The sequence below is a fragment of the Hymenobacter sp. UV11 genome (assembly GCF_004684095.1).
Taxonomy (GTDB): Bacteria; Bacteroidota; Bacteroidia; order Cytophagales; family Hymenobacteraceae; genus Hymenobacter.
The window spans coordinates 1-24,331 of sequence record NZ_SRII01000018.1; the positions used below are offsets into that span (position 1 = coordinate 1).

The 24,331-nt window shown below is 54.0% G+C and carries 25 protein-coding genes; 16 read left to right on the top strand and 9 right to left on the bottom strand.

Annotated features, from left to right (window positions below; genetic code table 11):
- Nucleotides 1-121 precede the first annotated feature (121 nt).
- Nucleotides 122-391 (top strand): hypothetical protein, encoded by a 270-nt coding sequence (locus E4631_RS23110; protein WP_133656668.1) that lies wholly within the window; start codon nucleotides 122-124, stop codon nucleotides 389-391.
- Between the two features lie 3 nt (nucleotides 392-394).
- Here E4631_RS23110 and E4631_RS23115 read toward each other — a convergent pair whose 3' ends face one another.
- Nucleotides 395-655, bottom strand: coding sequence for a hypothetical protein (locus E4631_RS23115; protein ID WP_133656667.1), 261 nt, complete (start codon nucleotides 653-655; stop codon nucleotides 395-397).
- Nucleotides 656-833: 178 nt separating this feature from the next.
- Complete coding sequence (lpcA, locus tag E4631_RS23120; RefSeq protein WP_135318646.1) at nucleotides 834-1,418, bottom strand: D-sedoheptulose 7-phosphate isomerase; 585 nt, start codon at nucleotides 1,416-1,418, stop codon at nucleotides 834-836.
- A gap of 377 nt (nucleotides 1,419-1,795) precedes the next feature.
- On the opposite strand from lpcA, the gene E4631_RS23125 reads away from it, so the two are divergent.
- A complete protein-coding gene (locus E4631_RS23125; protein WP_133656034.1) occupies nucleotides 1,796-2,119 on the top strand; it encodes a hypothetical protein in 324 nt (107 codons plus the stop codon).
- A gap of 8 nt (nucleotides 2,120-2,127) precedes the next feature.
- On the opposite strand, the gene E4631_RS23130 is transcribed toward E4631_RS23125, so the two are convergent.
- From E4631_RS23130 to mobC (E4631_RS23155), 6 genes are all read right to left on the bottom strand, one after another.
- Entirely contained in the window at nucleotides 2,128-4,158 is a 2,031-nt protein-coding gene (locus tag E4631_RS23130; protein WP_133656033.1) for a toprim domain-containing protein, read from the bottom strand.
- Between the two features lie 77 nt (nucleotides 4,159-4,235).
- The gene (locus E4631_RS23135) at nucleotides 4,236-6,875 is read right to left on the bottom strand and encodes a DUF3945 domain-containing protein (protein WP_133656032.1); all 2,640 of its coding nucleotides are present in this window, start codon (nucleotides 6,873-6,875) and stop codon (nucleotides 4,236-4,238) included.
- Nucleotides 6,876-6,990: 115 nt separating this feature from the next.
- Nucleotides 6,991-7,431 (bottom strand): helix-turn-helix domain-containing protein, encoded by a 441-nt coding sequence (locus tag E4631_RS23140; RefSeq protein WP_133656031.1) that lies wholly within the window; start codon nucleotides 7,429-7,431, stop codon nucleotides 6,991-6,993.
- A gap of 1 nt (nucleotide 7,432) precedes the next feature.
- On the bottom strand, nucleotides 7,433-9,460 hold the full coding sequence (mobC, locus tag E4631_RS23145; RefSeq protein WP_133656030.1) for a conjugal transfer protein MobC: 2,028 nt from the start codon (nucleotides 9,458-9,460) through the stop codon (nucleotides 7,433-7,435).
- 38 nt (nucleotides 9,461-9,498) lie between these two features.
- Nucleotides 9,499-10,200 carry a relaxase/mobilization nuclease domain-containing protein gene (locus tag E4631_RS23150; protein ID WP_166647953.1) on the bottom strand — a complete coding sequence of 234 codons (702 nt, stop codon included), beginning with the start codon at nucleotides 10,198-10,200 and terminating at the stop codon, nucleotides 9,499-9,501.
- Nucleotides 10,201-10,337: 137 nt separating this feature from the next.
- Nucleotides 10,338-10,658: a plasmid mobilization relaxosome protein MobC gene (gene mobC / locus E4631_RS23155; protein WP_133656028.1), complete on the bottom strand. Its 321-nt coding sequence runs from the start codon at nucleotides 10,656-10,658 to the stop codon at nucleotides 10,338-10,340.
- An 828-nt stretch (nucleotides 10,659-11,486) separates the two neighbouring features.
- Between mobC (E4631_RS23155) and E4631_RS23160 the strand changes: the two genes are divergently transcribed.
- Genes E4631_RS23160 through E4631_RS23225 form a run of 14 tightly spaced genes read left to right on the top strand, consistent with a single transcriptional unit; the run spans nucleotide 11,487 to nucleotide 23,667 of the window.
- Nucleotides 11,487-12,299, top strand: coding sequence for a ParA family protein (locus E4631_RS23160; protein ID WP_133656027.1), 813 nt, complete (start codon nucleotides 11,487-11,489; stop codon nucleotides 12,297-12,299).
- A gap of 31 nt (nucleotides 12,300-12,330) precedes the next feature.
- Entirely contained in the window at nucleotides 12,331-13,086 is a 756-nt protein-coding gene (locus E4631_RS23165) for a hypothetical protein (RefSeq protein WP_133656026.1), read from the top strand.
- Between the two features lie 23 nt (nucleotides 13,087-13,109).
- Entirely contained in the window at nucleotides 13,110-14,027 is a 918-nt protein-coding gene (locus E4631_RS23170; RefSeq protein WP_135318647.1) for a hypothetical protein, read from the top strand.
- A gap of 58 nt (nucleotides 14,028-14,085) precedes the next feature.
- Nucleotides 14,086-14,406 carry a DUF4134 domain-containing protein gene (locus E4631_RS23175; protein WP_133656024.1) on the top strand — a complete coding sequence of 107 codons (321 nt, stop codon included), beginning with the start codon at nucleotides 14,086-14,088 and terminating at the stop codon, nucleotides 14,404-14,406.
- A gap of 12 nt (nucleotides 14,407-14,418) precedes the next feature.
- Nucleotides 14,419-14,748 carry a DUF4133 domain-containing protein gene (locus tag E4631_RS23180; protein ID WP_133656023.1) on the top strand — a complete coding sequence of 110 codons (330 nt, stop codon included), beginning with the start codon at nucleotides 14,419-14,421 and terminating at the stop codon, nucleotides 14,746-14,748.
- Nucleotides 14,749-14,778: 30 nt separating this feature from the next.
- A complete protein-coding gene (locus E4631_RS23185; RefSeq protein WP_133656022.1) occupies nucleotides 14,779-17,268 on the top strand; it encodes a TraG family conjugative transposon ATPase in 2,490 nt (829 codons plus the stop codon).
- Nucleotides 17,269-17,312: 44 nt separating this feature from the next.
- The gene (locus E4631_RS23190; protein ID WP_166647952.1) at nucleotides 17,313-17,960 is read left to right on the top strand and encodes a hypothetical protein; all 648 of its coding nucleotides are present in this window, start codon (nucleotides 17,313-17,315) and stop codon (nucleotides 17,958-17,960) included.
- Between the two features lie 32 nt (nucleotides 17,961-17,992).
- Nucleotides 17,993-18,637 carry a hypothetical protein gene (locus E4631_RS23195; RefSeq protein WP_133656020.1) on the top strand — a complete coding sequence of 215 codons (645 nt, stop codon included), beginning with the start codon at nucleotides 17,993-17,995 and terminating at the stop codon, nucleotides 18,635-18,637.
- 45 nt (nucleotides 18,638-18,682) lie between these two features.
- Nucleotides 18,683-19,114: a hypothetical protein gene (locus tag E4631_RS23200; RefSeq protein ID WP_133656019.1), complete on the top strand. Its 432-nt coding sequence runs from the start codon at nucleotides 18,683-18,685 to the stop codon at nucleotides 19,112-19,114.
- A gap of 10 nt (nucleotides 19,115-19,124) precedes the next feature.
- Nucleotides 19,125-20,288, top strand: a complete 1,164-nt coding sequence (locus E4631_RS26070; protein ID WP_166647951.1) for a hypothetical protein — start codon at nucleotides 19,125-19,127, stop codon at nucleotides 20,286-20,288.
- 46 nt (nucleotides 20,289-20,334) lie between these two features.
- Entirely contained in the window at nucleotides 20,335-20,949 is a 615-nt protein-coding gene (traK, locus tag E4631_RS23210; RefSeq protein ID WP_133656018.1) for a conjugative transposon protein TraK, read from the top strand.
- A gap of 5 nt (nucleotides 20,950-20,954) precedes the next feature.
- On the top strand, nucleotides 20,955-22,145 hold the full coding sequence (gene traM / locus E4631_RS23215; protein WP_133656017.1) for a conjugative transposon protein TraM: 1,191 nt from the start codon (nucleotides 20,955-20,957) through the stop codon (nucleotides 22,143-22,145).
- 11 nt (nucleotides 22,146-22,156) lie between these two features.
- Nucleotides 22,157-23,329 (top strand): conjugative transposon protein TraN, encoded by a 1,173-nt coding sequence (traN, locus tag E4631_RS23220; RefSeq protein WP_133656016.1) that lies wholly within the window; start codon nucleotides 22,157-22,159, stop codon nucleotides 23,327-23,329.
- Between the two features lie 50 nt (nucleotides 23,330-23,379).
- A complete protein-coding gene (locus E4631_RS23225) occupies nucleotides 23,380-23,667 on the top strand; it encodes a hypothetical protein (protein WP_133656015.1) in 288 nt (95 codons plus the stop codon).
- 146 nt (nucleotides 23,668-23,813) lie between these two features.
- On the opposite strand, the gene E4631_RS23230 is transcribed toward E4631_RS23225, so the two are convergent.
- Nucleotides 23,814-24,233 (bottom strand): hypothetical protein, encoded by a 420-nt coding sequence (locus E4631_RS23230; protein ID WP_133656014.1) that lies wholly within the window; start codon nucleotides 24,231-24,233, stop codon nucleotides 23,814-23,816.
- Between the last annotated feature and the right edge of the window lie 98 nt (nucleotides 24,234-24,331).

The following is a 24,331-nucleotide window of genomic DNA, read 5'->3' on the forward strand; positions in this document are numbered from 1 at the left end:
GTGATAAGGAGCCGCTGCACGCCCACGAGCAGGCCGGCAGCTAACCCATCAGTACCTTTAGAAAGGCCAGCGCTGTCTAGCAGCGCTGGCCTTTTTTGTGCTTTTCTTCTTTATTCTCCACATGAGCTTACCGGAAGAAATTGCTCAGACGGAGGCAGCGTACTACCAGCAGTTGGCTGATTCGGACCTGACGGCCGCCGAGTTCGACGCTTTTCTTTCCCATCTGCCTCCCAAAGCACAACTAGCCGTGGCCGCCAGTGGCTTTGAGGCCAATCGCGACCTGCTGCCGTTTCGGCGCTACGTGCTGGCGCAGCGCGGCCAGCCGCTGGCCGCGTACCTACTGGCAGAGCTTTCCCCCGCGGCCTTTGCCTACTGGCAGGCTAATCGGTAAGCCTTACCCTACTTTGGTAGTTACGTGCACGAGGTGATAGCCCCCCGCCGCCAGCGTGGCCCGGATGAGTTCCTGGTGGGGGCCGTTGGCCTGGGTAGTGGCTACTTCCGCCTCACCCACTACTACCCGGTCTACTATCAGACCCAGGCCGGCCAGTTGCGCACGCACCCAGGTAATGCAATCCGGGGCGCACATATTATCGATGGTCAGCACGTAGCGTACCAGGTGCGTAAGGTCGGCAGAGGTAGATTCAGGGGAGGACATGGCAAAGTGATGGAAACAGGCGCCCGAAACGCCGGCCCGTAGGCAACGAAAGTTAGCCGCCCTATGTTACCGCCCCATGTGTGACCATCATAAGCCCGCCCAGAAGCTTCAGCGCTTCGCGTTTTATCTGTTAGCCGGTGTGGCCGTTGTGCTGAGCCAGTATAACTGGTAGGCTAGCCTACGCGACCAGTTGCTCAATCAGGCGCAGCAGTATGTGAATCACCTTGACGTGTACCTCCTGGATGCGGTCGGCGTAGCCCGTGTGCGGCACCCGAATCTCGACGTCGCTGAGCCCGGCCAGCGCGCCCCCGTCCTTGCCGGTGAGGCTTACGACCAGCATCCCGGCCGCCTTGGCCGCTTCGGCGGCGCGCAGCACGTTGGGAGATTGGCCGCTGGTACTGATGGCCAGCAGCACGTCGCCGGGGCGACCCAGCGCCTGCACGTACCGGCTGAACACGAATTCGAAGCCGTAGTCGTTGGCCACGCAGGTCAGGTGCGCAGCGTCGGTGAGGGCAAGGGCCGCCAGGGCCGGGCGGTCCTGTCGGTAGCGGCCCGATAGCTCTTCGGCAAAGTGCTGGGCATCGCACAGGCTGCCGCCGTTGCCGCAGCTCAGCACCTTGCCGCCCTGCTGCAAACAGGTCGCCAGCAGGCGGGCGGCCCGCTCCAGCACGGGCGCGGTCGAAGGGTCGGCGGTGAACCGGTCCAGCACGGTGCGCGCTTCCAGCAGGTCGGCTTGAATAAGGTCAGCGAGTGGAGTCGTCATCAGAAGGAAGCAAGCAGGAAGGCCACCCACCCCTGGGAAAGGTAGGCCCTTTATAAGCCACAAATTAAAGGCAGTGTAGCGCCACCGCCGCTCCGCGCCTCAGCGTCAGGGGGGGTAGCGCTAAACCGTTCGTTTTCTGAGACGCACTGCCCGTGACAGATTCGAGTCAGTCAAAACTAGACCGACCAGCTTACCCTACCGTTGTTTTCCGTTCTTACTATTGTGCGACCCCCTTCGCACAAAAAAACCCTCACCAAAACGGTAAGGGCTTCCTGGTACGGGTAGGGCTTTAATGCTACTTTTAACATTCATAGTTGGAACTGGCACTGACATTTACAGTGCCGGAGCAAAACCAACGGATAGATTACCGACTCATTATGAAGAACGAGCAGGATTTTTTCGCGGATGTGAAACGGCGGTTGGCTAGTGGCCAGCAGCTAGTACAGGGGTATTTTGCTAATTCATTTTCGTTCCCCTATGATGAGCAGCGCGGAATTGTGCTCGACGAAGATGGCAACCAGTATGAGTTAGGAAATGACTACAAACAGGCGTTGAGTGAGTGCATTCGGCAATCGACTACTGCGTGGGGCTTATGCTTCCGGGAGCGTATCATCTGCTTTGGACAACAAGTAGGAACAGCGGATTTCACTACTGACTATGTTGTTGCCTATGAAGCTGCTGGGGAATCAGCTTTGCGTTAACCTAACTGCTAGCCAATCTTGGGGCCACGGCGGCGCTCCGGCTGCTGCGTCTGTGCTTGCTCTTGCTTCGGTGGTGTATTGAGTACCTGCATGGCCTGGCGTAACTGGCCTACGCCGGGATTGTCTTTGAGGGCCGGCACTTGGTCTACCTTGGCGAATACCTTGGCTAGATTTTCCTGGTCCAGTGGTTTGATTTCTGGCTGTTTGAGCAAGCTTTTGCTCACCTGCTGCAAATATGCCGCTTGTAAACCTCCGCCGTTTTCCCGTAGCGTTTGCGCTACCGGCGCGGCAGCGTCGATGAATACACGTCGGGCCTGGTCGTGGCTAGCTGAATCGCTCGGCTGTATCTGCTGTTGTTCAGCTCGTTTCTGTTGCTGGGCGATTTCCTGCGCGGTGGCCAGTTGCCGGCGCTCTGTTTGGTCCTGTACCGGCTCAATGACCGTAGCCTTGGGGTTCGTGGCCAGTGAATCGAGGGCGGCGCTAATTGCTGGGAGCTGGGCCGAATCTATCGTGTAGCGTAGGGTCAGTTCGGTAGCAATTTCGCGGGGCTGGGCACCCTCCAACCGTAGCGAGTGGTCGATGCTCAGGCCGGCTTTCTCTAGGTTTTGCTGCAAGGTGCTCAGCTGCGACATTTCATCCCGGCTCTCCCGGTATTCTATCGTAACCAGGCGTTCGCCTTTTTCGCCGGCTACGGCTGGGGCCTGCTGCTGGGTAGCTACGCTGCCCAACTCCTGCTGCACCACTCGCTGCATTTGCTCCTGCTTCAAATCCTCGTTCCAGTCCTTGCCTTGACTTTTGACGAGTTCAATCTTCTGGTCATACTGCAAGCTTTGACCGATGGCTTGGTTAAAAGCCCCTAGCGCCTCCCGATTCATCGGAACGTGAAACTGGTAAGTGTTGGGGCCTAGCCGGGCAGAACTAATCAGCTCGTCGCGCAAAGTCTGCGGAATGGCGGGGGAGCTGGCCTCGCCACTTTCGCGGCTGTACTGCTCGGTGGTGTGGGCGTTGAAAGCTTTAAGCTGCTGGGTCACGCCCTGCATACTGGCAAGGTTGGTTGTGTTAACTTCCACGGTCAGCAGGTGCTCGTGTTCCCGTACAACCTTCATCGGGTTTTGCTCACTAGCGAAGCCAGCGAGTAGCCGGGTATCAAAATGGTGGCCCTGGGTGTCGTTGTCGAAAGCCGATTTGATGGCGGGTATGCGTTCCTCCCCCATCAGGCGCTTCATCTCAAATATCTTATTGGCGGTCAAGGTGCCCGACGTGGACGCATACAAGGCGCGTTCTCCTGGGTGCATCTGCGCGTAGGACAACGTGTCAATGGCCGATTCGCTGACTACGAGGTGGGTTGGCGGCTTGCCTTCAGGCAACTTGCTCAGCCACAACGAGCGGGCAAACTGGCTTTCTGCGGCTTGGCCTTTGAAGCCTTCGCCCTTTAGCTCCAAGCCAACTACGCGCCCTTCATGGTATGCTGGAAAGGCGGTATTTACGTAGGTCTTGGCCGGCATCCCATCGCGCTGCACGGTGTGTAGCTGGTTCAGGATGCGGCCGGCAAACTGCGGATTTTCTAACGTGGTTTTGGTAATACCTCGGCTCTCTAGGTAAGCCGTATTCTCTAACGGCCGGCAATCCTTAGTGTAGATGCTGTGGAACTTCTCGCCGGGCGCGGTTTCACTGATTGGGGGGAGTGTCAGCTTGGGACGCTCAGCCTCGGGCAAGTTTAGGTAGGCGCGAAAGTGGTCATTGACGCTCTGCCACAAGTTGCGGCCGGGTAACTGCTCGATGCCGGCGATACGGCCTGTGCTCACCCGGTTTTTCATCCAGTCAACGACGCTGCCCTTGTCGCGGTCGTCTTGGCTGTTGAAATACATCCAATCCCCTCCCCTACCCTTGAAAACAACCAGCTTATCATCACCCTCGAAAACGTGCCACTTTCCTTTGCCCATATCCTCGCCTTTTTGCAGCGAGTAGCCATAGTGAGTGAGTATTTCGGGGAGTTCAACTCGCTCCTTGATTTGCTGGAATGTGAGGTCGTGTTCCATATCTTTTTAGAAATATGAAGCCCGAAAACAAGGTTCTCGGGCTTCTTTTTGGGATAGCTAAGGCTGCTTTAGTAGCCTTAGATGCGTGGTCCGCGCACGCGGGGCTTAGGTGCCGCTTCTTCGCTAACTTTTACCGCTGGGGCCACAATCGGGGCCTGCTTCTTATCCGAATCCAAATCCCGCGTTTGGGTAGCGGCTGGTGCTTGCTTTTTGCCTAACTCATAAGGTTCTGGCTTCACTTCCACCCCTGCTTTTGCAGCGTGGATTTGCACGGTCCCATCAAAAGGTTTCCCTCCATCGGGCCGGTTCATTTGCGCTAGATGTACTGCTTTGCCTTCGCGCAGGTCGTGGCTCTGTTCTGGTGAAAGTTTTACGCCGGCTATCTCGTCCTTAAAAGTTACCTTATTTTCCGGCAAAACTACAAGCTTATTCATCTCTTTGTCAACCCCTACGTAACCGTTGTAGGTATTGCCTTCCTTGTCTTTCAGGCCACGAACTAGGCCCGCTGTGCCTTCCGATTCAAGTTGTTTGCGTTGCTCCGGGGTAAAGGGCTGACCGCCTATCTCGTTAGGAATAACGAGCTGCTTCTTGGGCAACTCCATTTTCAGCGTGGCCGAACCGTCGGCCTCGCGGTGGAGTACCATTTTAGCCTCGAACTTCACCGGCTCCTGCCCATCCTTGCCGCCTGCCTGCATGGCCACTAGGTCGGTTTTCTGACCGTTCAGCAACTTTTGCAACTGGCCGTTGGCACTCAGGTCGGCCACGGTTAGCCCCATCGTGGCAAGTACTTTTTGGGGAATGTCGGCCTCCGTGAACTTGGGGGCCTGCGCGGGCGCGGCGGGCTGCGGAGCGGGGGCAACTGCTGCGGCCGGCGCTGGGGCTCCGGCTGCCACGGTGGCGGCGGTAACTCCTGCGGCTGTTGCGGCCGTGGGGGTTACGCCCTCGGGGCGGGTGCCCTGCTTCAACTGGTCGCCTGCGTCAGCGTTACCGGCCAGCTTCACTAAACGGGCCTGCAAGTCCTGGCGAGTTTTGTCATAATCGACTTCCAACGTCTGGCGGGTCTTGGGAGCGCCGTTCAGGTGTTCGTAGAAGTTTTTTAGAAAAGCCGAAACCGGGTTGCCGCTAGTATCAATGTCCAACAAGCTCTTTCCATCCTGGATAACCTGCTCGGTGGTCTTGCCCTGCTGCTTGGCGACCTGCTGGACGCGCTCAACACCTGCGGCCTGTTGGGCCTGCTCCGGGCCGGTGAGAGCCTGCTTGGGGGCCTGGCTCAGTTGGGCGCTCAGCGCATCCCACTGCTTCACGCCAAACGCTTCTTTCACCGAATAGCCTAAGTCGGTGGCCTGGTCCTGGCTCTCTACGCCCATGCTCTGCCGGCGAGCAACTACCTGTTCGGGCTTCTCGACTACCTCAACGCCGTTGCCTACGCGTTTCAACCCTTGGATAGTGCCCTCTAGCTTGGTCAGCTCAGGGCTGGCCGGGTCGTAGCTCATGCCGAAGCTGCCGCTCAGCTTCCCATCGGCTCCCTTTTCAAACTTCATCGGGCCAACGGCTACGCCCGAATCTTTCAACTGGTCGATGTAGGCCCGCATTTCAAGCAGGGGGGCTACTTCGTTGCCCTGCTGCTTCCACCTGATTTGCAACTCCCCGGCGCTGGATTCCTGCGCGGGCGCGGGTGCCTGCTCCTGGGCGGGCTTCTCAGCTGCGGCCGGCGCTGCGGCCACTGTTGGTGCTGGCCGCTGGTCGGTGCCCAACTTGGCCGCGGCTTCATCGCGCAATCCATCAGCATAAGCAGCCTTGCCTGCGTCGGGGCCTCGCTCCGCACGGTTGGCTACGCCCTCTAGCTCTGCCTCGACCGCTACACGAGTGGGGCCGGTGGTGGTGGCTACCTCACTGGCCAGCTCAGCCGCCCGCGTGGTTAGCTGCGCCTGCTGCCGCTGCTCGGGCTGGTCGCTAAAGCCGGTGTTGCCGCGCTCTGTCATCTTCCACGTATCGCCGCTACGCTCAAAAATGGCCGGCTGCTTTACGTCTAGATATTCTTGGCCTGGCTGGGGCTGGCCCTGGAAGTCAAAGAGTGGTTTTAGTATCGTGTGCTGGCTGTATAGTATCTGCCCGTCTGCACCGGGAGCTGGGTAGGCTTCGGCCCGGTTAGGATTGGTAGGGTCAATGCGAAGTTCGTAAAGGCTGTAATGCGCCTGCCGGTTGGCCAGCAAGTCACGGCCCATCGTACCATCAGGCATCGGCAAGCCATTCAGAAAAACCGAATCGGCCGTGTTGCGCTGGGTGGGCTGCTGCACCTGGGCCGGCGCTTCGGGGGCTACCTCCGGTTTGTTACCGAATACCTGCACCGGCTCGGGAGCATTGGGGCTAAAACCAATTTTGCCCTGGCTCACTACTTTCCAATTGTCGCCAATCTTTTCTAGCATCGTGGGCTGTTCCACGGTCAGATACTTATCGTTAGCACCGGGCAAGCGGCTGGCATCAAATACGCGCAGGGCCGAATCAGCCAGGGAGTTTAACAAGCGCCCATCTGCACCGGGGGCGGGCACTAGCGCCGCCTGGTCGGGATTGTTGGGGTTCACCTGCACTTGGAACAGGCTGGTATTGCCCTGCTCAGTAGTTAAGCCCTGGCTAGCAATGTTGCCGTTCGGTGTGGGCAAGGAACTCATGTAAAAGAGGTCCGGCGTAGGGGCGGGCACTTCGGCTTGTTCTGCCATTGGTAATGATGTGGTTAGATGGATGGAAAAGGCTTAAAAAAAGAAAGGTAGGAACCAATCGGGCTCCTACCTATCATTACAAAACTCTTATTGAAACGGCGCGGTCATATTGATTTCACGAGGTACGAAAATGCCCGGTTATCAGTTCGCTAATCTCGGCCATCTTGGCATCCAATTTTTCATCGACCGCGTTAAGGTGCCGGTCAAGGGTTTTCAGAATGGCATCCCGGATAGGCTCGGGTGACTTTCGGGTTACTTCGTCTAACTGAAGCTTGCTTACCTGGCTGTTATTCTTGGTCAAAACCCAATTTAGATTGTAGCCCTGGCTTTCGTAGATGCCCATTACTTTCAGCCAGTTCTCAATCTTGCCGCCCTCGCCCTGCTCGATGCGCGAAATAATGTTTTGCGTTAGCCCACTTCGTTTAGCTACCGCCCCTTGCGTCCATTCCGCTTCACCATACCGCTTGACTAATTCTTCACGAATGATAGCTAAGCGTTTCCCTACTCGTCTGCTGTTAGGGGTGGGTGTCGCGGGGTTAGACTGCTGGTCGGTCATTTTACTTTTCGGCTTTTTCTTTGATGAGGTGCTTTAGGTCTGGGTCGTTGCCAATACGTACCAACTCACGAGCGCAAAGCTCCTTTACGTCGTTTTTGATGCTGCGGAAGTTCGCTTGTATCATCTCCTCGGCTTCGTCCTGGCCGGTGGCTGGATTAACAAAGTCGGTAATATCGGGAATGGGTTGGTAATTTTTAGCCTCTGCGGTTACCGTTTTCACGTCCACCTGAATCTTGGCGTGAAATACCTTTTGGTCTATTTCCTCCCCGAAATTATCCGCTACCGCACCGACGAAATTACCTTGGGTAAGATTAGCAATCGTGCTAGCCGGAATCATGCTATCCATTTGCGTAGATAAGCTGGTGCTCGTCTCGCGCTGGTTAATGCTCAGGCTCTGGCGCTGCTGCAAGATTTTGCCGAAGCGTTCGCTCAGCCACTTACCGCTGTTGCCCGATACCTGGCCACTAAACACGTTGCCCACGGTATTCTTGATTACTTCAGCTTCCTTCTGGCCGTAATCGCGTTCAAGCTGCGAGAAGTCTTGGAATCCCAAACAGGTAGAAACCTTGTTGCTTCGCGCCGTGGCAATGAGGTTATCCAACCCTTTGAAGTAAATGGTGGGCAGCTCGTCAATGATGATGGATGATTTACGCTTGCCCTTCTTGTTTACCAACTTCACGAGGCGGGCATTATAGAGGCCCAACGCGGCTCCGTAGATGGCCTGGCGGTCGGGGTTGTTGCCTACGCACAATACCTTGGGTTCCTCGTTGTTGTTAATGTCGAGCGTAAAATCATTGCCACTCATTACCCAATAGAGCTGTGGGCTGGCCAGCCGGCCTAGCGGAATCCGGGCGCTGGCAATCTGGCCCTCTAGCTGCTCTATCGCGTCCTTCTGGAAGGCCGAAACGAACGGCTTTACCAAGTTCTCAATCTCGGGGTAAGAGGCTAGTACGGGAAAGATTTCTTCGTAGTCGCGGCTCAGAAATTCTATGACGTGGGGGAAAGTGCAGTACTTGCCTTTATCATACAGCTTCAAAAACCAGATGATAGCGGCCACAAAGTTTATCGGGCTCTCCACAAAGAAGTCGCCTTGCTTTTGAATCCAGCTCTTGTTGAGGTTGAGCATGATGGTAGAGGCGCTTTCGTAGGCATCTACAATGTCCGTCATTAGCTCAGGTAGCAGGGGGTTGCAGCGGTGGCTTTTGCGCGGGTTATCAAAATTGATAACGTAGAAACCCACCTGCACCTTGTTGCCCTTATCGTCCACAAACTTGTCTTGGTGCTTAAGAAGCTCATTGTAGCAAATGCGGCTCAGGTCGTCAAACTTGTAATCGTAGATGTACATACAGAAGCCTTTGGCGAGGTGCTGCCGAATGAACTCGTTGATTACCGCGAAGCTCTTACCGCTACCTGGGGTGCCTAAGACCATCGTTGCCCGAAAAGGATTAACCACGTTTAGCCAACCTTTATGAACCTTGCCGCGCAGCAGGTAGGTAGTTCTCAGGTTAACCGAAAACTCGTTTTCCATCAGCCTTTCTTCCTGGGGGAACGATTCGTTTTCCTTGTTGAAAATGTCCTTCATCAAGTCGTTGTTGAACAGCCGACTTAGCCAGGCCCCGGCGCTCAGCAGCATTAGAAACCCTACCGCAATCAGGATGGCGTAGATGCTCGTGGCCACCATTGGTGACATATCAATGCTGCGTACCAAATCGGACCCGTACATGAGCGCAAGCCCAATAACTGCGTAGCCGGCGACCGATATGCCGGTTACCTTCTCGTCCTTGCGGCCTTTGGTGCCAAGGCAGCTAAGTAGCAGAAAAACTACGGCCATTGTCTTGCTAACCCAACTGCCTTTAAACAAGAACGAGTTTTTAGTGAGCTGGCCCATAATGCGCTCAACCACTGCTGCGCCCCATCCCATCGACTGAAAGTAGCCGTAGCAATAGTAGTAGATGTTTATGGCCAGTAGCACAATGGCAAAGAGCCGCATAAACTCCATTATCTTTTTAAGTGCTTTCTCGTCCTCCATGATGTTGCATTGGTTAGGTGAATTAAAAAAGTGCAATTCTACAAGCGTGGTCCTTTTGGCTTCTGTTTTCGGGTACTCGGTGCTTCATCTATCTCGGGGCGCGGCGGTACTGGCAAGGTGGGCAACTGCTGCTGGCCAGTAGGGAATAACTCGCGGAGCTGGGCGGCTTTGTAACCGACTTGCTGGCCGGTTACTGCTACTCCGTCAAGCTCAAAGCTTACTCCGCGCAAGATGCCGCCGTTGTCGTGCTTATAGCGAGTGGCAATGCCGCGCTGCTCTAGCTGCGCCTGCAACCACTGCGGCCCTGCGTTGTCCGGCTGGCCCACCAGTTGCTTCACGGCCTCACGTACTACCTCCCGCGCCGCTTGCTTCGTGGGGTCAAGGTCGGCTACACTCTGCCGGCGCTCAGGTATCGGCTGCATCCCTAGCTCCTGGCTTATCTGCTTTGTAATGGCCGGCTGCCGATAAAAATTATTATCTGTCCGTAGGGCTGGGCCTCCGTCTATCGGCACTCGGTTTAAGTAGATGTGAACGTGGGCGTGCTTCTTGTCGCGGTGCTCATAAACGACTACCTGGTGTCGGTCAATCGGTGCGCCTATCAACTCACAATACCGCTGGGCGGCGGCTACCTTTTGCTCCTGGCTCACATCCTCGCCGGCCTTCCAAGATAGCACGGTGTGCCAAACTGGTTTCTGTATTTTCTTGCTCAGTGCGGCGGTGGCTTGCATCTCTTGTGCCATCTCTTTAGGACTGCCGGGGATAACGTTAGACACTACGAGTAGCGGCGCTTCGTCGGGCTCCTTGCCCCTCCCCTTCCGCAAGCCTGCCCCATATGTAAGGGCTCCCTCAAAATCACTGCCGGTATTGGTTTTTGCTATCATGACAAGTACCCACGGATAATAGTAAGGGCCTGTTTCAAGGCGGCTTCGTCTGTTGCATATAAGGTGCTAGATTGGATGCGACGGGCTATCTGGTTTAGGTTGGTTCCAATGCCTACGAGCTGCCGCCGAAGCTCTGGCGGCAATGCCTGTTTTACTTCACCCTGCAAGCCGAGGGTGCGTAAGTAGTTGCCTGTTTTCTTAAAGCCGGCTGCTTTTGCATTAGCTTCTATTGCCTTCTTTTCATCAGCAGTTACTCGAAAGTGCATCTGCTCGTCGCGGTTAGGCTCTACTGGTTCCGGTGTGGTTTCGGCGGTCATATTCCCTTTTATTCGCTGTTTAGGCTAAGCTACGGCTAAATTTACTTTAAGGCTATTTTTTATCGTCTGCTTTAGCAAGCCAAGCCAAGTGAGCCTGCGAACTTGGCGGTGTCATTGTAGGACACAAACGCAGTTTGTGTACACAATGACATGGCTTGCTGGACGTTGAACGGGCTAGCAGAACGGGGGCGTTGAACGGTCGTTGAACAGGGCTAGGGCTAGAGCTATACTAGTTACTTAGTGACATTGTTACATTGTGACTTTGTTACTAAAAGTGGCGTCTTTTTAATAGTTTCGCTTGCTAACTCTATTGCACTTTATCCGAGTTCAATTCGTGTTACTTTGTCACTTTGTTACTCGTTGCTGTACAAGTAGCTACTCCCTCGCTGTGGCTTACATACTCTGTGACTTTGTGCTTTTGCTACTTTGTTATTTTGTTACTTACAATCGCGTACAAGTATTAACTATATTAATCACTTTGACACAAAGTAACTTTGTTACTTTGTTACTTCATAAAACTTTATTTTGGTTTCTCCGTTGCGTAACTAAATCACTTTGTAATTTTAGCACTTTGTTACTTTGTTTGTTTGTGACTTTGTGACTTTGCTATTTTGTTACTAAGGACGAAAGTTACTTTGTCTGTTTGCAACTAAGTAGTTTTGTTACTTAGTAACTTTGTTACTTTGATAATTTGTCACTTTATAACTTTATAACTTAGTTACTTTGCACAGCTGTTACTTAGTCACTTTGTTACTTTGTCTGCTTGTTACTTTGTAACAAGCGACTCTTTGCCTACATTTACACATTCCCCAACCAACTGCCGTACTTATGAAAGAGCCAAAAGTCATTGCCTTTGCCACCCAAAAAGGGGGCGCTGGTAAGTCCACAATCAGTGTGCATGTAGCCTCGGCTCTGTGCTACATCTATGGCTATAAAGTGGCCATTGTCGATTGTGACTACCCTCAAAACACGGTCAACGTCTATCGCACGAAAGACAAGCAGATGCTGGCTAGTGACTCGGCTTTTCAGAAGCGTCTACTTAAACAGGACATCAAGCCTTATCCCATCGTCATTTCTAGCGTGGAAAAGGCCGTGGATTCCATCGAGAAGCTAGAACAACAAGGCTTTGACTTCATCCTGGTTGATACGCCTGGTACTATTAACATTACGGGCCTGCCAGAACTGCTCAGGATGGTACAATACATCTTCCTACCAATGGAAGCTGACTTAGGTACGATTGCCTCCACAATGGGCTATATGCAGATTTTAAGCAAGTTCTTGAAGTCAACTCAGCTCGACCCCGACGAATCGAACTTGCTAGGCTACTACGCCTTCTGGAACAAGTTTGTAAAGTCGGAGAAAAAGTCCACCTACGACAAAGCAGCGCAACTTTTGAAGGAAAAAAACCTGCCGCTGCTGGATAGTCGGATTGAGCTAATGATTAGCTACAAAGAGAAGCGTTCGACTATGTTTTCCCTGCCGGAAAAGGAGCTAGATAAGCTAGGCATGGGGCGGCTGATTATGGAAATGCTCTCAATTGTGCTCGGTCCTGGCGAAGTAACACCATCGGGTAAAACCATCGAATTCCCCACCAGCAATGAAGATGCTGCGGCCGTTGAAGCGTCGGACGATTCAAACTAAACTTTCACCCTTCTAAAATCCAAAAACACCAATGGCTAAACCTAAAGCTAAGAGCAAGGAGCAAAAGGACGAGGAACTAAGGCAGATGCTAGCGGCGGCTGCCACCAGCAACGACATGGAAGAAAGCGGGGGCGAAGCACCCCCCGCTGCTGCTCCCATCCCTACACCTACTCTACCTGCCGCACCCACTTCGGATGAGCCAACATCAGAAGTTGAACAAAAGGGAGAAAATGTTTCGGCGGCTCTGGCCCCTGAACCAACGCCCACGGTCGCCGTGGCACCTGAACCTGCGGCCCCTACTGCCCCGGACGCGGCACCAGCTCTAGCCCCTGAACCAACGCCGGCTGCCGCTGCTCCTGCACCTGCCGCCGAACCTGCGCCCGCTGCTTCACCTACCCCTGAATCTACGCCCACGGCTGCGCCGGCCCCTGCTACGACTGCCGAAAACGCCCCGTTCCCAAATGAGGAAAGTGTCTCAAAATCGGACCCCGCGCCCGACGTAGCCGCTGAACCAATCTCGCCCGTAGAAGCCCCCGTAGATGGAGAACAGATGAGCTTTGACCTGGGCTCACTATTTGAGAAGTCGGCCGACAAAAAGACTGAAGTAGTCCGCATAACTGAATCGCACCATGAGTATCTATCGCTGCTCGGCACAGTCATTGGGGGCAAGGTATCTATACCTGACATGGTACACAACATTGTCGCTCAGTTCATTAAGGCCCATGATTCCGAAATACAAAAGGCCATCCAAAAGAAGCTGCGCCAACGCTCTAGTAAAAAGTCCTAAAGCTCACTGTAAAACATTCAAAGATGCTTAGTCAATACACCTGGGGCCAATTCTTCGTGTTCACGCTGGTTGTGCTCGTGCTCTACTACCTGGTGGTGGGCCTCATGTATTATCGGGATGATTTCTCGGCCTTCCTGAAAGGTAAAAAGCCCGCTGGCGCACTAGCTGGCGCGGGCGCTGGGGTGGGCACCTCGGCCGTTGCGCCTCCATCGCTGGTACGTGCGAAGTCTGCTTTTGTCACCTCACCCACGGCGACGGAATCAGCACCGGCTACCGTAGCAGCGCCCGAAGATGGTGCGGCTGATAACCTGGCCGAAGCTTCGGCGGCGGTAGTAGGGGGGGAGCTACCAAGCTCTACTGCTACGGCTACCGGCCGGGATGATAGCACCGACGACGGGGGACCGATGGACGCGGCATCTTCGGTGGCTGGGGCAACAGATGAGGCCGTAGCTATGGATGCCGACCGCGAAGAACAGGACGACCGGCCAAATGAGGCTCTGGCGGCAATTATTCGCCAAAAGGCCCACGAAATGCAACCGGACCAAACAGCCAGTGGCTCCGATGAAGGGCAAGAAGATAACTTGCCTAATCCCACCGCTAAAATCAATACGGAAGGGGTAAATATTGAAACTAAGCGTACCTTAGTTGATGTAAATAGCGTAGAACCCGAAATTGTGTACCAACCTGCTATTGCAGACAGTTACGAGCCGTTAGCTGACTTCAATATGCCGGTAGCCTCGACGCTGGACGTGGCCCCTGTACTGGAAGAAGAATTGTTTGAGGTCGATTCAGTGGCCGACTACATTTCTCAGGTACAAGCAGGGGAGAAGCCAGCGGCTCCTGCGGCACTGGCAGGGACTTCTTTAGCTGAACAATTGGCTCAGTTTACAACCTCGAACACCGATGAATTAGCCGATTTATTTGGTAATGATTCCGAATAACTTTCCATTTACCCCTTACCCTTTTCCAAATTTCTTTCAATCACATTTTACCAACCTCATGAAAAAGAAGCAAATCCTTACGACCGTAGCAGTGCTTGGCCTCATGCTCTGTACCCAAGTAGTATTCGCGCAAGGTGGTGGTGCTGCTGGTGGTGCTAGCGGCATCAACGATGCCACGCAGCAAGTGACCAACTACTTCGACCCGCTTACTAAGCTCATGTATGCGATTGGTGCGGTACTCGGCTTGATTGGCGCAATCAAGGTGTATAGCAAATGGAACGCTGGCGACCAAGACACGCAGAAAACGGCGGTATCATGGTTCGGCTCCATGATTTTCTTGGTGCTGGTGGCTACGGTGGTTCGTTCGTTCTTCCTGTAATCTCTCGCCGCTATGCCTGGCTACAACCTAAATCGTGGCATCAACAAGTCCTGGGAGTTTCAGGGCTTGGTTGGTGGCAACGTGTATTACCTGGTAGCGGGCATCGGCTTAGTCTTTGTCTCTTTTGTGACAATGTACCTAGTCGGGGTGCCTTTGCTAATCTCGGTAATTGTGACGCTGGCGCTGGGCGGGGGTATGTGGGCCGGTGTGTTTGCCCTTAACACTAAATACGGGGAGCACGGCTTGATGAAAGCCAGTGCTCGGCGCTCCGCGCCAAAGCTCATTACAAATCGACAAAGCCGCTTATTCCAAAACTTAAATGAGGACCAGACCGGGCGCTAACGCGCCCGGTCATAGGTTTTCCTTCCGACTATGAGCAGCAAAATTCTACCTTCCGCATCGCTTGAATCCAAGCAACCGATTTATAAGATTGAAAAGGATTGTCTTATATCTAAGAACGCAGATGTAACCGTGGCGTTTCGCCTGGAGCTACCGGAAATTTTCACGCTCTCGCGGGAAGATTACGCTCAGCTGCAACAAGCCTTTGTAAAAGCGGTGCGGCTGCTGCCTGACCACTGCGCCGTACACAAGCAAGATTGGTTTGTAGAAGATAAGTATGCACCGGGCTTTGAGACGGATAGAACGCTGCTCTCGTCGGCTTACGAGCGGCATTTCTTCGAGCGGCCTTTCCTTAACCATTTCTGCTACCTGTTCATTACCAAAATGTCCTCTGAGCGGCCCGATTGGGGTAGCTCGTCGGGCCTGCTGGCGCGGCGTAACATCGTGCCAAAGGATATGCTCGACAAGAAGGCAATGGAAAGCTTTTTTGACAACGTGGGCCAGTTCGTGCGGACGTTGGAAAGTGTAGGCCCGACCAACGCCCCGTATATCCGTTCCCACCGGCTCACCTCCGACGAGCTGGCCGGTACGGCTGAAAAGTCGGGGCTGCTGGAAAAGTATTTTGCCCTCAACCTGTCCGACCAGGCCCAACAAGTGGACCTGGACCTAACCAACGGATTGAAGGTCGGCCAACAGTTCTGTAATATGTTCTCGGTGGCGAATCTGGATGATTTGCCCCTGGGCGTGGAATCGGATATTCGCTACGAGCCCCTGAGCACCGAATACACCGACTTTCCGATTTCGTTTGCTGCGCCCCTGGGGCTGCTGCTGGGTACTAGCCATATCATGAACCAATATGTGTTCCTGGATAATACCCAAAAGACGCTCAAAACCTTTGAGCAAAAGAAAGACCGCCTGCGGTCGCTCTCGGCGTACTCACGCCAAAACGATATTAACTACCACTTGTATCAGGAATACTTGAACGAGGCGGTAGGCGACAAGCGCCGGCCGGCGCGGGTGCATGTTAACGTCCTCACCTGGTCGGAAAGCGAAGATGAGCTAACCGAAGTGCGCAAGCTGGTTAACGCGGCTTTTAACACTATGAACTGCAAGCCACGGCAAAACACCGTGGACATTGCCGCGCTGTATTGGGGTGGGGTGCCGGGCAATGCCGGCGACTTCCCATCAGAAGAAACCTTTTACACCTTCATTGAGCAAGCGGTGTGCTTTTGGGCGACGGAAACCAACTACCGTAGCACTGGGGCCACTAAGGGTATCAAGCTATCCGACCGCCTATCCGGTAAGCCGGTGCAAGTGGACCTGTCGGATGAGCCAATGAAGAAGCAAATCATCTTCAACCGGAACAAGTTTATCCTGGGGCCTTCGGGCTCGGGCAAGTCGTTTTTCACTAACCACATGGTTAGGCAGTATTACGAGCAAGGGGCGCACGTCCTCTTGGTCGATACGGGTAACTCGTACAAGGGCCTCTGTGAGCTGAAAGGCGGCGTGTACTTCACCTATGAAGAAGATGACCCTATCGCGTTTAATCCCTTCCTGGTGTCGGGCAAGCTGGACGTAGAAAAGAAGGAATCCATCAAAACGCTGCTACAAGCACTCTGGAAAAAGGACGATGAAACCGTGTCCCAATCGGAGTATGTATCGCTCTCTACGGCAGTTAGCCTGTACTATGTGATGCTGGAAGAAAACGAGGCTATACGGCCAAGTTTTAACACCTTCTACGAGTTCGTGAAAGGGCCTTATTCGGAGCTACTACTAGCCGATAAGGTGCGGGAAAAGGATTTTGATATTGATAACTTCCTCTACGTGTTGAAGCCCTACTATAAGGGTGGCGAATACGATTACCTGCTGAACTCGCCCAAAGAACTTGACTTGGTGCAGTCACCTTTCATCGTTTTTGAGCTGGACAATATCAAGGACCATCCTATTTTGTTCCCGGTGGTTACGCTCATTATCATGGAAACCTTTATCTCTAAGATGCGCAAGCTCAAAGGGGTACGGAAAATGATACTGATTGAGGAAGCCTGGAAAGCCCTAACTACGCCGGGGATGGCGGCATATATCAAGTACCTGTTTAAGACGGTGCGTAAGTTCTTTGGCGAAGCCATTGTAGTAACGCAAGAAGTGGACGATATTATTGGTAATGAGATTGTTAAGGATGCTATCATTAACAACTCCGATACCAAGATTCTACTCGACCAGCGCAAGTTTATTCTGAAGTTCGACCAGATACAGGCCCTGCTCTCGCTTACAGAGAAGGAGAAGGCACTTATTCTGTCGATTAACCGGGACAATAAGCCGGAACGGGGCCGCTATACTGAGGTCTTTATCTCGCTCGGCGGTGTGGTTTCCAAGGTGTATTCCATCGAAGTATCGAAGGAAGAATATATCACCTACACCACGGAAGAATCGGAAAAGATGCGCCTGTTCGACAAACTGAAGGTTACGGGCGATATGCCCACGGCGATTAAGCTAGTGGCGGCTGAACTGCGGGAAGGCAAATAATCAATTTGAACAAAAGGGAAAAAATCATGAAAACTACCTTGCTTATGAACCCGAAAGTAGGATTGCTTAGCCTGGCGCTGCTGGGCCTCACCGTGTCGCGGGCTTCGGCTCAGCTCGTGGTAACTGCCCCGGTACTGGAAGTACAAGGTGGGGTGCAAACCGGCCTGCAAAACACTATGAAAGTGCTGTCGTCGGCCGCTAACAAGTTGGTCGCCTCGGGCGTGAAGGAGCAAGAGCTTACCAAGATGTTTTCGGAGAAGAATATGCTCATGGCCAAGACCTGGTACGATGGCCTGTTGTCGGTCAGCTCGGCCGTGCGGGACTACCGGCGTGTGCGCAACATCTTTTCTAAGCAAACGCAAATCATCTCGCGCTACTCGTCGGCTATCGAGGTGCTGCGCCAGTCGCCCTATATCTCGCCCACGCAGCTATCGAGTATGACAACGGTGTACGGCAAGATGCTGCTGGAAAGCTCCAACACCATTGCCGACTTGCAAACGATTGTCAGCCCGGCTATGCTAAAAATGACGGACGCGGAACGCATGAAGTTCATCGACCAACTGGACGCGAAGATTACCGACCAATCGCAGCTGCTCAACTACTTCACCGACCGAAACCTCATGATGGTTCGCACAGCCAAGGAGAACGCCAACGATTTGGGCGCTCTTAAATCATTCATGGCTACTAAGTAGGGTAGGGGCCGGAACCTTTAATCTCAATCAGCATGAAAACGACCAAATTCTTTGCGCTGGCCTTCGCCCTTGGTGCTCACCAAGCATACGCTCAACTGCCCGCCGTTATTTCAGCTCCCATATCTGAGAAGATTTCGCGCAAGCAGATTACCCACCAAACTGTCTCCGGCACCTTGCTAGCGCAGGGTAAAGCCCTCGCGGGGGACATGACGGCAGTAAGCGGCCAGATTAAGGGCGTGGTAGACAAAACCCAACAAATGCACGACCAATGGTATAGCAGCTTGCTTTCCATCAGTGCCGGCGTTCGGGGCTATCGGCGGGTGCAGGAAATTTACAACCACCAAACGAGCATGATTTCCTTGTACGGTTCGGCCCTTTCCGAACTGCGCCAAAAGGGGCTTTCCTCCAATCAGCTTGCCGGGGCAACCAATGTCTATCAGGGGATGCTCTCGGAAAACGTAGAACTGATTGGGGAGCTGATTGGGGTAATGAGCGCCGGCAAAGCCAAAATGACGGACCCGGAGCGCATCGAGTTCATCAACAACATTGCTGACAAGATGGGTAGCCAGCATGACTTGATGAACTACTATACCAACAAGTGCCGCGCCGTGGCAACCCTGCAAGCTCAGGCTGCCAAAGACCGCGCTTCTATGCTCTCCTTCCTGGGGGGCAAATAACCTTTTCCTCGGCTGGTCCTACCGGCTCCACACTGCCAAAACCTTATGAAAAGCTCCTCGTTTCTGGCCGTTTTACTCGGCCTAACTGCCTGCGGTACGCCCGCCAAGCCCGACCCTCGCGTTGCTGAAATTCAAGCGCAGCATCAGCAGATTGTGTTGGCTCAGAAAGAATCTGCCGCCCAATCAAAGAACGCAGAGCTAGTACGCCTGGGCCGGCCGGCCGAAGCGGAAAAGCGGTTTTCGGACATAATGCGGGAAAGCCAGTCGAACCTAGCCAGCCTGGCGCAACTGGACCCGGCTAAGTCACAAGACCCGGCGCAAGTCTCGCTGGTGGGTACGGCGGCTACCAAAGAAGCGGAGCTACTGAAGGCAGCCAAGGCGACTGTTACCTACAACCAGTACATCATCACCACGGCCGAAAAGCGAGCCCGCACGATGGATAGCCTCAACCAAGTTATCAACGGAGCAAAGAAATAAGCATATGGACATGAATACAATCGTCGCGCAAATGGACGCGATGGAAAAAATGCTCGACGGTCTGTATGACAACTCTATGCCGTTGGTCGCTCAGTTCACCAACCTTGGCCGGGCTATCGGTGGGGTAGGGGCGCTTATCTACATCAGCGTAAAGGTTTGGGGGCACATTGCGCGGGCTGAACCTGTCGATGTATTCCCGTTACTGCGGCCCTTCCTGATTGGCTTGTGTATCCTGCTCTTTCCGCAAGTCTGCGGGAGCCTGCGCGGCATTACTAAGGTCATTTCACATAGCACTGACTCTATCCGTACCAACGAATCGGCCCGGATTGACGCGCTGCAAGCGCAGAAAAAAGCTATCCTGGATTCTCGGCCCGAAAACAAGTATTTCGCTACTAACGAGGCTTACGAGCAACGTCTGAAAGACCTGGAAGGCATTACGAATGTGGGCGACCGCATGAGCCTAAGCTTCGACAAGCTGAAATACGATGTAAACCAGAATTTTCGGGAGTGGATGAAGAACACCCTCGAACTGTTCCATGTCGCCGCCCGCCTGCTGATTAGTGTGCTGGCTACCTTCCTGCTCATAATCCTTTCCGTCCTCGGCCCGATAACCTTTGGTCTTGCCATTTTTCCGGGCTTTGGTGCCGGCATTACTAAGTGGCTAGGCAACTTCATTACGATTTCGCTGTGGGTGCCGGTGGCTAACATTTTCGCTACCATTATGAACACCTTTCAGATTCAAATGCTGCAAGGTGACATCGACCGGCTGAACTCGGGCGCTGGGGTAGATTCTGCCGATTTCGGCTACTTGGTATTCCTCTGCATTGCTATTGCGGGCTACCTGATTATCCCCAAGGTTACTGAGCTGCTGATTGCAGCCAGTGGCGCGGGGCAAGTAGCTAGTGCCTTCGTAGGTGCAGCAACGGGTGCTGCGGCCGGTGCGGGTGCTGCGGCCGGTATGGCTGGCCGGGCGGGTGCTGCTGGTGCGTCAAGTGCGGCCAACGGCGTAGGTAATGCCGCGCATGGCCTCGGGGCTGGTGTCGGCTTTGGTCAGGCTGCGCTCGGCTGGGGCGGCAATAAAAATATGTCGCGGGGCGAACAAGCAGGCCACCGGGCCGGCACGGCGCTTCGTGAAAAGGTTGGGGGCTACTTCGGCCGTAACAACAATTCCTAATCAATAAGGACCGGGTACTTACTACCTACCACTAGCACATACGACCATGTTTGATTCCCTCAAAACCATTGATTCAGGCTTTAAGCAGGTAAAAACCCTGGCTATCATTTTCATTGTCTCCTGCTTGATTCTAGCCATTACCGTAGCCTACTTCTCTTTTCAGAACTCAGCTGCTGCGGCCAATCGCATTTACGTGCTAGAAGGTGGGCAACTGCTCACGGCCGGTGCTCGGGATGCTCGGTCAGACCGGCCGGTTGAAGCTCGCGCCCACGTTAAGCAGTTCCACGAGGATTTTTTCACGTTGGACCCCGACCAAAAAGCCATTGATGGCAACATCAATAAGTCCCTGTACTTGGCTGATAACTCGGCTAAGCGGGAATATGAAAATCTGAAAGAGAAGGGTTTTTACAACGATTTGATAGCCGCTAACATCAGCATGGAAATAACGGTGGATAGTGTGGTATTGAGCAAAAACCGGCCTTTCTCGGCTCGTACCTATGCCCATCAGCGCCTCATCCGGGCCACGTCTATTACCAACCGTGACTTGGTATCAGATTGCACCCTACGGGACGTGACGCGCTCAGAAAACAACCCTCACGGCTTCATGATGGAGAACTGGCGGGTACTGCAAAACAATACGCTTTCCACTATCCCCCGCTAATCGTTATGGCTACTCCCACCACCACCAAAGACGCGCAATTTTACCGGACGCGCAAGATGGCCACCTTCATACCCATTGTAGGGGTGCCCTTTATGGCTGCAATGTTCTGGCTCGGGGACGGGGGCAAGGGCGCGGCGGCAGCCGGCGCTGCACCTGCACAAGCTGGTATCAACATGGACTTGCCTAAAGCCGGCAATTCCACCATTACGAGTAGCAAGCTGGCGGCGTACTCCGCGCCGGTAGATTCATTGCGTAACCGTGACTTAGTGAATGGTAGGGTTGACACGGCTAAAGCTGGGGGCCTGGCCACTGGCGTTGCGGCCGACGGTAAGCCAGCCACGGCGACGAGCGACGAGGCGGTACTAGCAGCTCAAAAGCAACTAGCCGCGGTGCAAGCTGCTCAGCAGTCGAACGGGCAAGTAACTACTAGCTCTGGCTCGGCCCTCTCGCCGGAACAGCAAATGGAATTGATGCGGGCTCAGCATCAGCGCGAGTTGGACGAGGCCCGGACACAAGCCAGCCTGGAACGTATCAATGCTGCTTCGATGGCCACGGCCAGTGCCGGCGGCGCGGCGGTCACGGTAACTAAGCCAGCTGTAACCAAGAAGAAACCTAGCACTAAGGCTATCATCGTAGATGATGATGCTATTGTGTCGCATTTGGGCTCTAACGGCACTGGTAAGAAGCGCACGGCCTCTTTTCAAGGTATAGATGATGGCAGCTCGTCGAGCATGGATGCTAATACGCTGCCGGCTGTCATTCACGAGTCGCAGGAAGTAGTAAGCGGCTCCCTGGTAAAAATGCGCCTCACCGATGCGGCCGTGGTCAATGGCCACAAGCTAGCGGCTAACACCTTCATCTACGGCAAGTGTGCTTTGGCCGGGGAACGCCTCACTATCACTATCGAAACGCTTAAATCGGGCGGCAACATCTTTCCCGCCTCGTTGGAAGTGTACGACGTGGACGGACTGGAAGGCTTGCACATACCGGGTGCTATCACGCGGGACGCCTCGAAGCAAGCAGGGGCTGACGCTATGGGCGCGGCCGATATGATGACAATGAGCGGTGACCCAACCACGGCGGCGGCGGGTGTAGCGGTAAACGCGGTAAAGAGCTTGGGCCAAAAGAAGATTCGCCTGGTCAAAGTGCGGCTGAAAGCCGGCTACAACATCATGCTTAAAGTCGATAAAGAATAATCATCCTGTATATGAAAATCACGCCCACCCTGGCCTTGGCCCTTGCTTTTACTGCCCTCCGGCCCACTGGCGCGGTCGCGCAGAAGCCGGCCGCGCAGACGATGGCCAATACCACTGCCGCAAGCAAGTTGGCCACTGTTAACCTTTTTGTCAGCGACGTAAAAACTACCCACCTCGTCTTTCCTCAGCCGGTTACTTATGTTGACTTGGGTAGCTCTGGTATCATCGCGGCAAAAGCCACCGGCTCAGAGAATATTGTGCGCGTGAAAGCGGCCACTTCGGGTTTTGGCGAAACCAACATGACGGTACTAACTGCTGGGGGCAAGCTCTACACGTTCGTAGTGAACTATCAGCGTAGCCCGAAAATGCTAGGTATCGACCTGGGCGGGCTCAACGACGCGGGGGAGCCAACCAAGCTGCCCACTACGCCACTATATGTGAGCGACCAAAAAACTAGCCACTTGGTTTTTCCCTTTCCGGTTACTTACGTGGACTTAGGTAATCCTGGCATCATCGCCTCGAAAGCTACCGGCGCGGAAAATATCGTGCGCGTGAAAGCAGCTAGTAGTACGTTCCCCGAAGCTAACATGACGGTGCTAACCTCGGGCGGCAAGCTGTATATGTTCCTGGTGAGCTATCAGCACGACCCCAAGGTGCTCAGCCTGGATATGGGCGCTGCGGCCGGTGAAGGGAGCGGAGAAGCTACGGCCTCGACGGGCGGCGCTATCCTCTCGAACTCGCCCATCCCACAAGGAAGCCTGGATGCTTACTCGGTTGAAGCCCTCTCGCGGGGCGGAACATCGGCCAGCGAAAGCGCCAATCAACTTAGCCTGCGCTCCGGGGCGGTGGGCTACCGGCAAGAAACGCTGTTTTTTCCCCTGCACATCGCCAATAAGTCGAACGTGACTTATGATGTGGATTTTGTAAAATTCTACATTCAGGATAAGCAGGTAGCCAAGCGCACGGCCGAACAAGCCATTGAGATTAACCCAATTTATGTGTTCAATGGGGCGAAGAAAAAGATAGATGCCAAGGGTACTTTGGAGCAAGTATATATCTTTAAGAAGTTCACTATCCCCGAACAAAAGCAACTGATAATTGAGTTGTACGAAAAAGGGGGTGGACGTAATATCAAGCTAAAGCTCAGCAATTCAGACCTGCTTAAAGCTAAGACGTTCAAGTAAGTGCCTCCGGTTAGTTGGTTTCATCTTTTCACTTAATCGCTTCCCTGGCCATGAATAGTCCCCAAACGTCCCTCTTGGCAGCCGTTAAGGCTTCGCTGTTTGAGAAGCCTACCCCGAACTACGCTCTGGTGGCCATGCTGGCGCTAATCGGTGGGGCCACGTTCGTTTTTGGGAGCAACATGGTGCCTGGCATTGCTACGCACGTCGTCATGCTGCTAACGATGCTGGCCGCGTCGCGCATCTTTAGCCCTCGGCTGCTGCGCTCGTTCTGGTACGTGGCCGTGGGCTTAATTGCCTTTGTGCTGGTGCTCGACGTGGCCATTGTGGTAGCCGCGTAGTTGGAAGCGTAGCACGCCTGCAGTTGCGAAGCGGAGCGGAGCATCAGCAGGCGTGCGAAGCGCAGAACGGTTTTCTTTCCAAAACAGAAAAAGGCCCCGCTACACTAGCAGGGCCTTTCTTTTTGCAATTGCAAAAGCGGGTGAACCTACGGAATCAAATAGCTGGCTACCGGCTGCGGGTTGGGGCCAGTGCCGGATTTGGTATCGACTGCTTTTCCATCGAGCTGTATAACGCAAGTCACGCTGGCCGTGGCATCGCCCCCTGCGGGGAAAGCGCCGCAACTCACCACGTCGGCCGACTTCATGGTACGCTTGAACGAATAGGTCTTGGGCAACGGTACGTTTTCCTCGGTAATCAGTGTGCCGGTGGCATCGCGGTAGATGATGCGGGCCTGGGCATAGTTCACGGCCGTAACATTATAAGTTACCTGGTATTCCTTGGGGCTGGTGCTTGGGGTAGGGTTGTCATCACCGGATTTGGAGCAACTGCCGGCGAGAAGTGGTAAGAGTAATAGGGTAAGCAGGCGCTTCTTCATAGTGTAGCTGTGGAATGGATGGGTGAGCATGGCTCTACGCAAGGTGAGGGACTTGCGCCGTACCTTCGGCTCACTTTAACATTAGCTCAGCCTTTCCTTCGTTCTTCTATAAAAAAGCCCCCTCTGAC

Bases quoted from the DNA above. Each gene is read 5' to 3' on its own strand.
- E4631_RS23110 (WP_133656668.1), top strand. From the start codon at position 122: ATGAGCTTACCGGAAGAAATTGCTCAGACGGAGGCAGCGTACTACCAG.
- E4631_RS23115 (WP_133656667.1), bottom strand. From the start codon at position 655: ATGTCCTCCCCTGAATCTACCTCTGCCGACCTTACGCACCTGGTACGC.
- lpcA (WP_135318646.1), bottom strand. From the start codon at position 1,418: ATGACGACTCCACTCGCTGACCTTATTCAAGCCGACCTGCTGGAAGCG.
- E4631_RS23125 (WP_133656034.1), top strand. From the start codon at position 1,796: ATGAAGAACGAGCAGGATTTTTTCGCGGATGTGAAACGGCGGTTGGCT.
- E4631_RS23130 (WP_133656033.1), bottom strand. From the start codon at position 4,158: ATGGAACACGACCTCACATTCCAGCAAATCAAGGAGCGAGTTGAACTC.
- E4631_RS23135 (WP_133656032.1), bottom strand. From the start codon at position 6,875: ATGGCAGAACAAGCCGAAGTGCCCGCCCCTACGCCGGACCTCTTTTAC.
- E4631_RS23140 (WP_133656031.1), bottom strand. From the start codon at position 7,431: ATGACCGACCAGCAGTCTAACCCCGCGACACCCACCCCTAACAGCAGA.
- mobC (WP_133656030.1), bottom strand. From the start codon at position 9,460: ATGGAGGACGAGAAAGCACTTAAAAAGATAATGGAGTTTATGCGGCTC.
- E4631_RS23150 (WP_166647953.1), bottom strand. From the start codon at position 10,200: ATGGCACAAGAGATGCAAGCCACCGCCGCACTGAGCAAGAAAATACAG.
- mobC (WP_133656028.1), bottom strand. From the start codon at position 10,658: ATGACCGCCGAAACCACACCGGAACCAGTAGAGCCTAACCGCGACGAG.
- E4631_RS23160 (WP_133656027.1), top strand. From the start codon at position 11,487: ATGAAAGAGCCAAAAGTCATTGCCTTTGCCACCCAAAAAGGGGGCGCT.
- E4631_RS23165 (WP_133656026.1), top strand. From the start codon at position 12,331: ATGGCTAAACCTAAAGCTAAGAGCAAGGAGCAAAAGGACGAGGAACTA.
- E4631_RS23170 (WP_135318647.1), top strand. From the start codon at position 13,110: ATGCTTAGTCAATACACCTGGGGCCAATTCTTCGTGTTCACGCTGGTT.
- E4631_RS23175 (WP_133656024.1), top strand. From the start codon at position 14,086: ATGAAAAAGAAGCAAATCCTTACGACCGTAGCAGTGCTTGGCCTCATG.
- E4631_RS23180 (WP_133656023.1), top strand. From the start codon at position 14,419: ATGCCTGGCTACAACCTAAATCGTGGCATCAACAAGTCCTGGGAGTTT.
- E4631_RS23185 (WP_133656022.1), top strand. From the start codon at position 14,779: ATGAGCAGCAAAATTCTACCTTCCGCATCGCTTGAATCCAAGCAACCG.
- E4631_RS23190 (WP_166647952.1), top strand. From the start codon at position 17,313: ATGAACCCGAAAGTAGGATTGCTTAGCCTGGCGCTGCTGGGCCTCACC.
- E4631_RS23195 (WP_133656020.1), top strand. From the start codon at position 17,993: ATGAAAACGACCAAATTCTTTGCGCTGGCCTTCGCCCTTGGTGCTCAC.
- E4631_RS23200 (WP_133656019.1), top strand. From the start codon at position 18,683: ATGAAAAGCTCCTCGTTTCTGGCCGTTTTACTCGGCCTAACTGCCTGC.
- E4631_RS26070 (WP_166647951.1), top strand. From the start codon at position 19,125: ATGAATACAATCGTCGCGCAAATGGACGCGATGGAAAAAATGCTCGAC.
- traK (WP_133656018.1), top strand. From the start codon at position 20,335: ATGTTTGATTCCCTCAAAACCATTGATTCAGGCTTTAAGCAGGTAAAA.
- traM (WP_133656017.1), top strand. From the start codon at position 20,955: ATGGCTACTCCCACCACCACCAAAGACGCGCAATTTTACCGGACGCGC.
- traN (WP_133656016.1), top strand. From the start codon at position 22,157: ATGAAAATCACGCCCACCCTGGCCTTGGCCCTTGCTTTTACTGCCCTC.
- E4631_RS23225 (WP_133656015.1), top strand. From the start codon at position 23,380: ATGAATAGTCCCCAAACGTCCCTCTTGGCAGCCGTTAAGGCTTCGCTG.
- E4631_RS23230 (WP_133656014.1), bottom strand. From the start codon at position 24,233: ATGCTCACCCATCCATTCCACAGCTACACTATGAAGAAGCGCCTGCTT.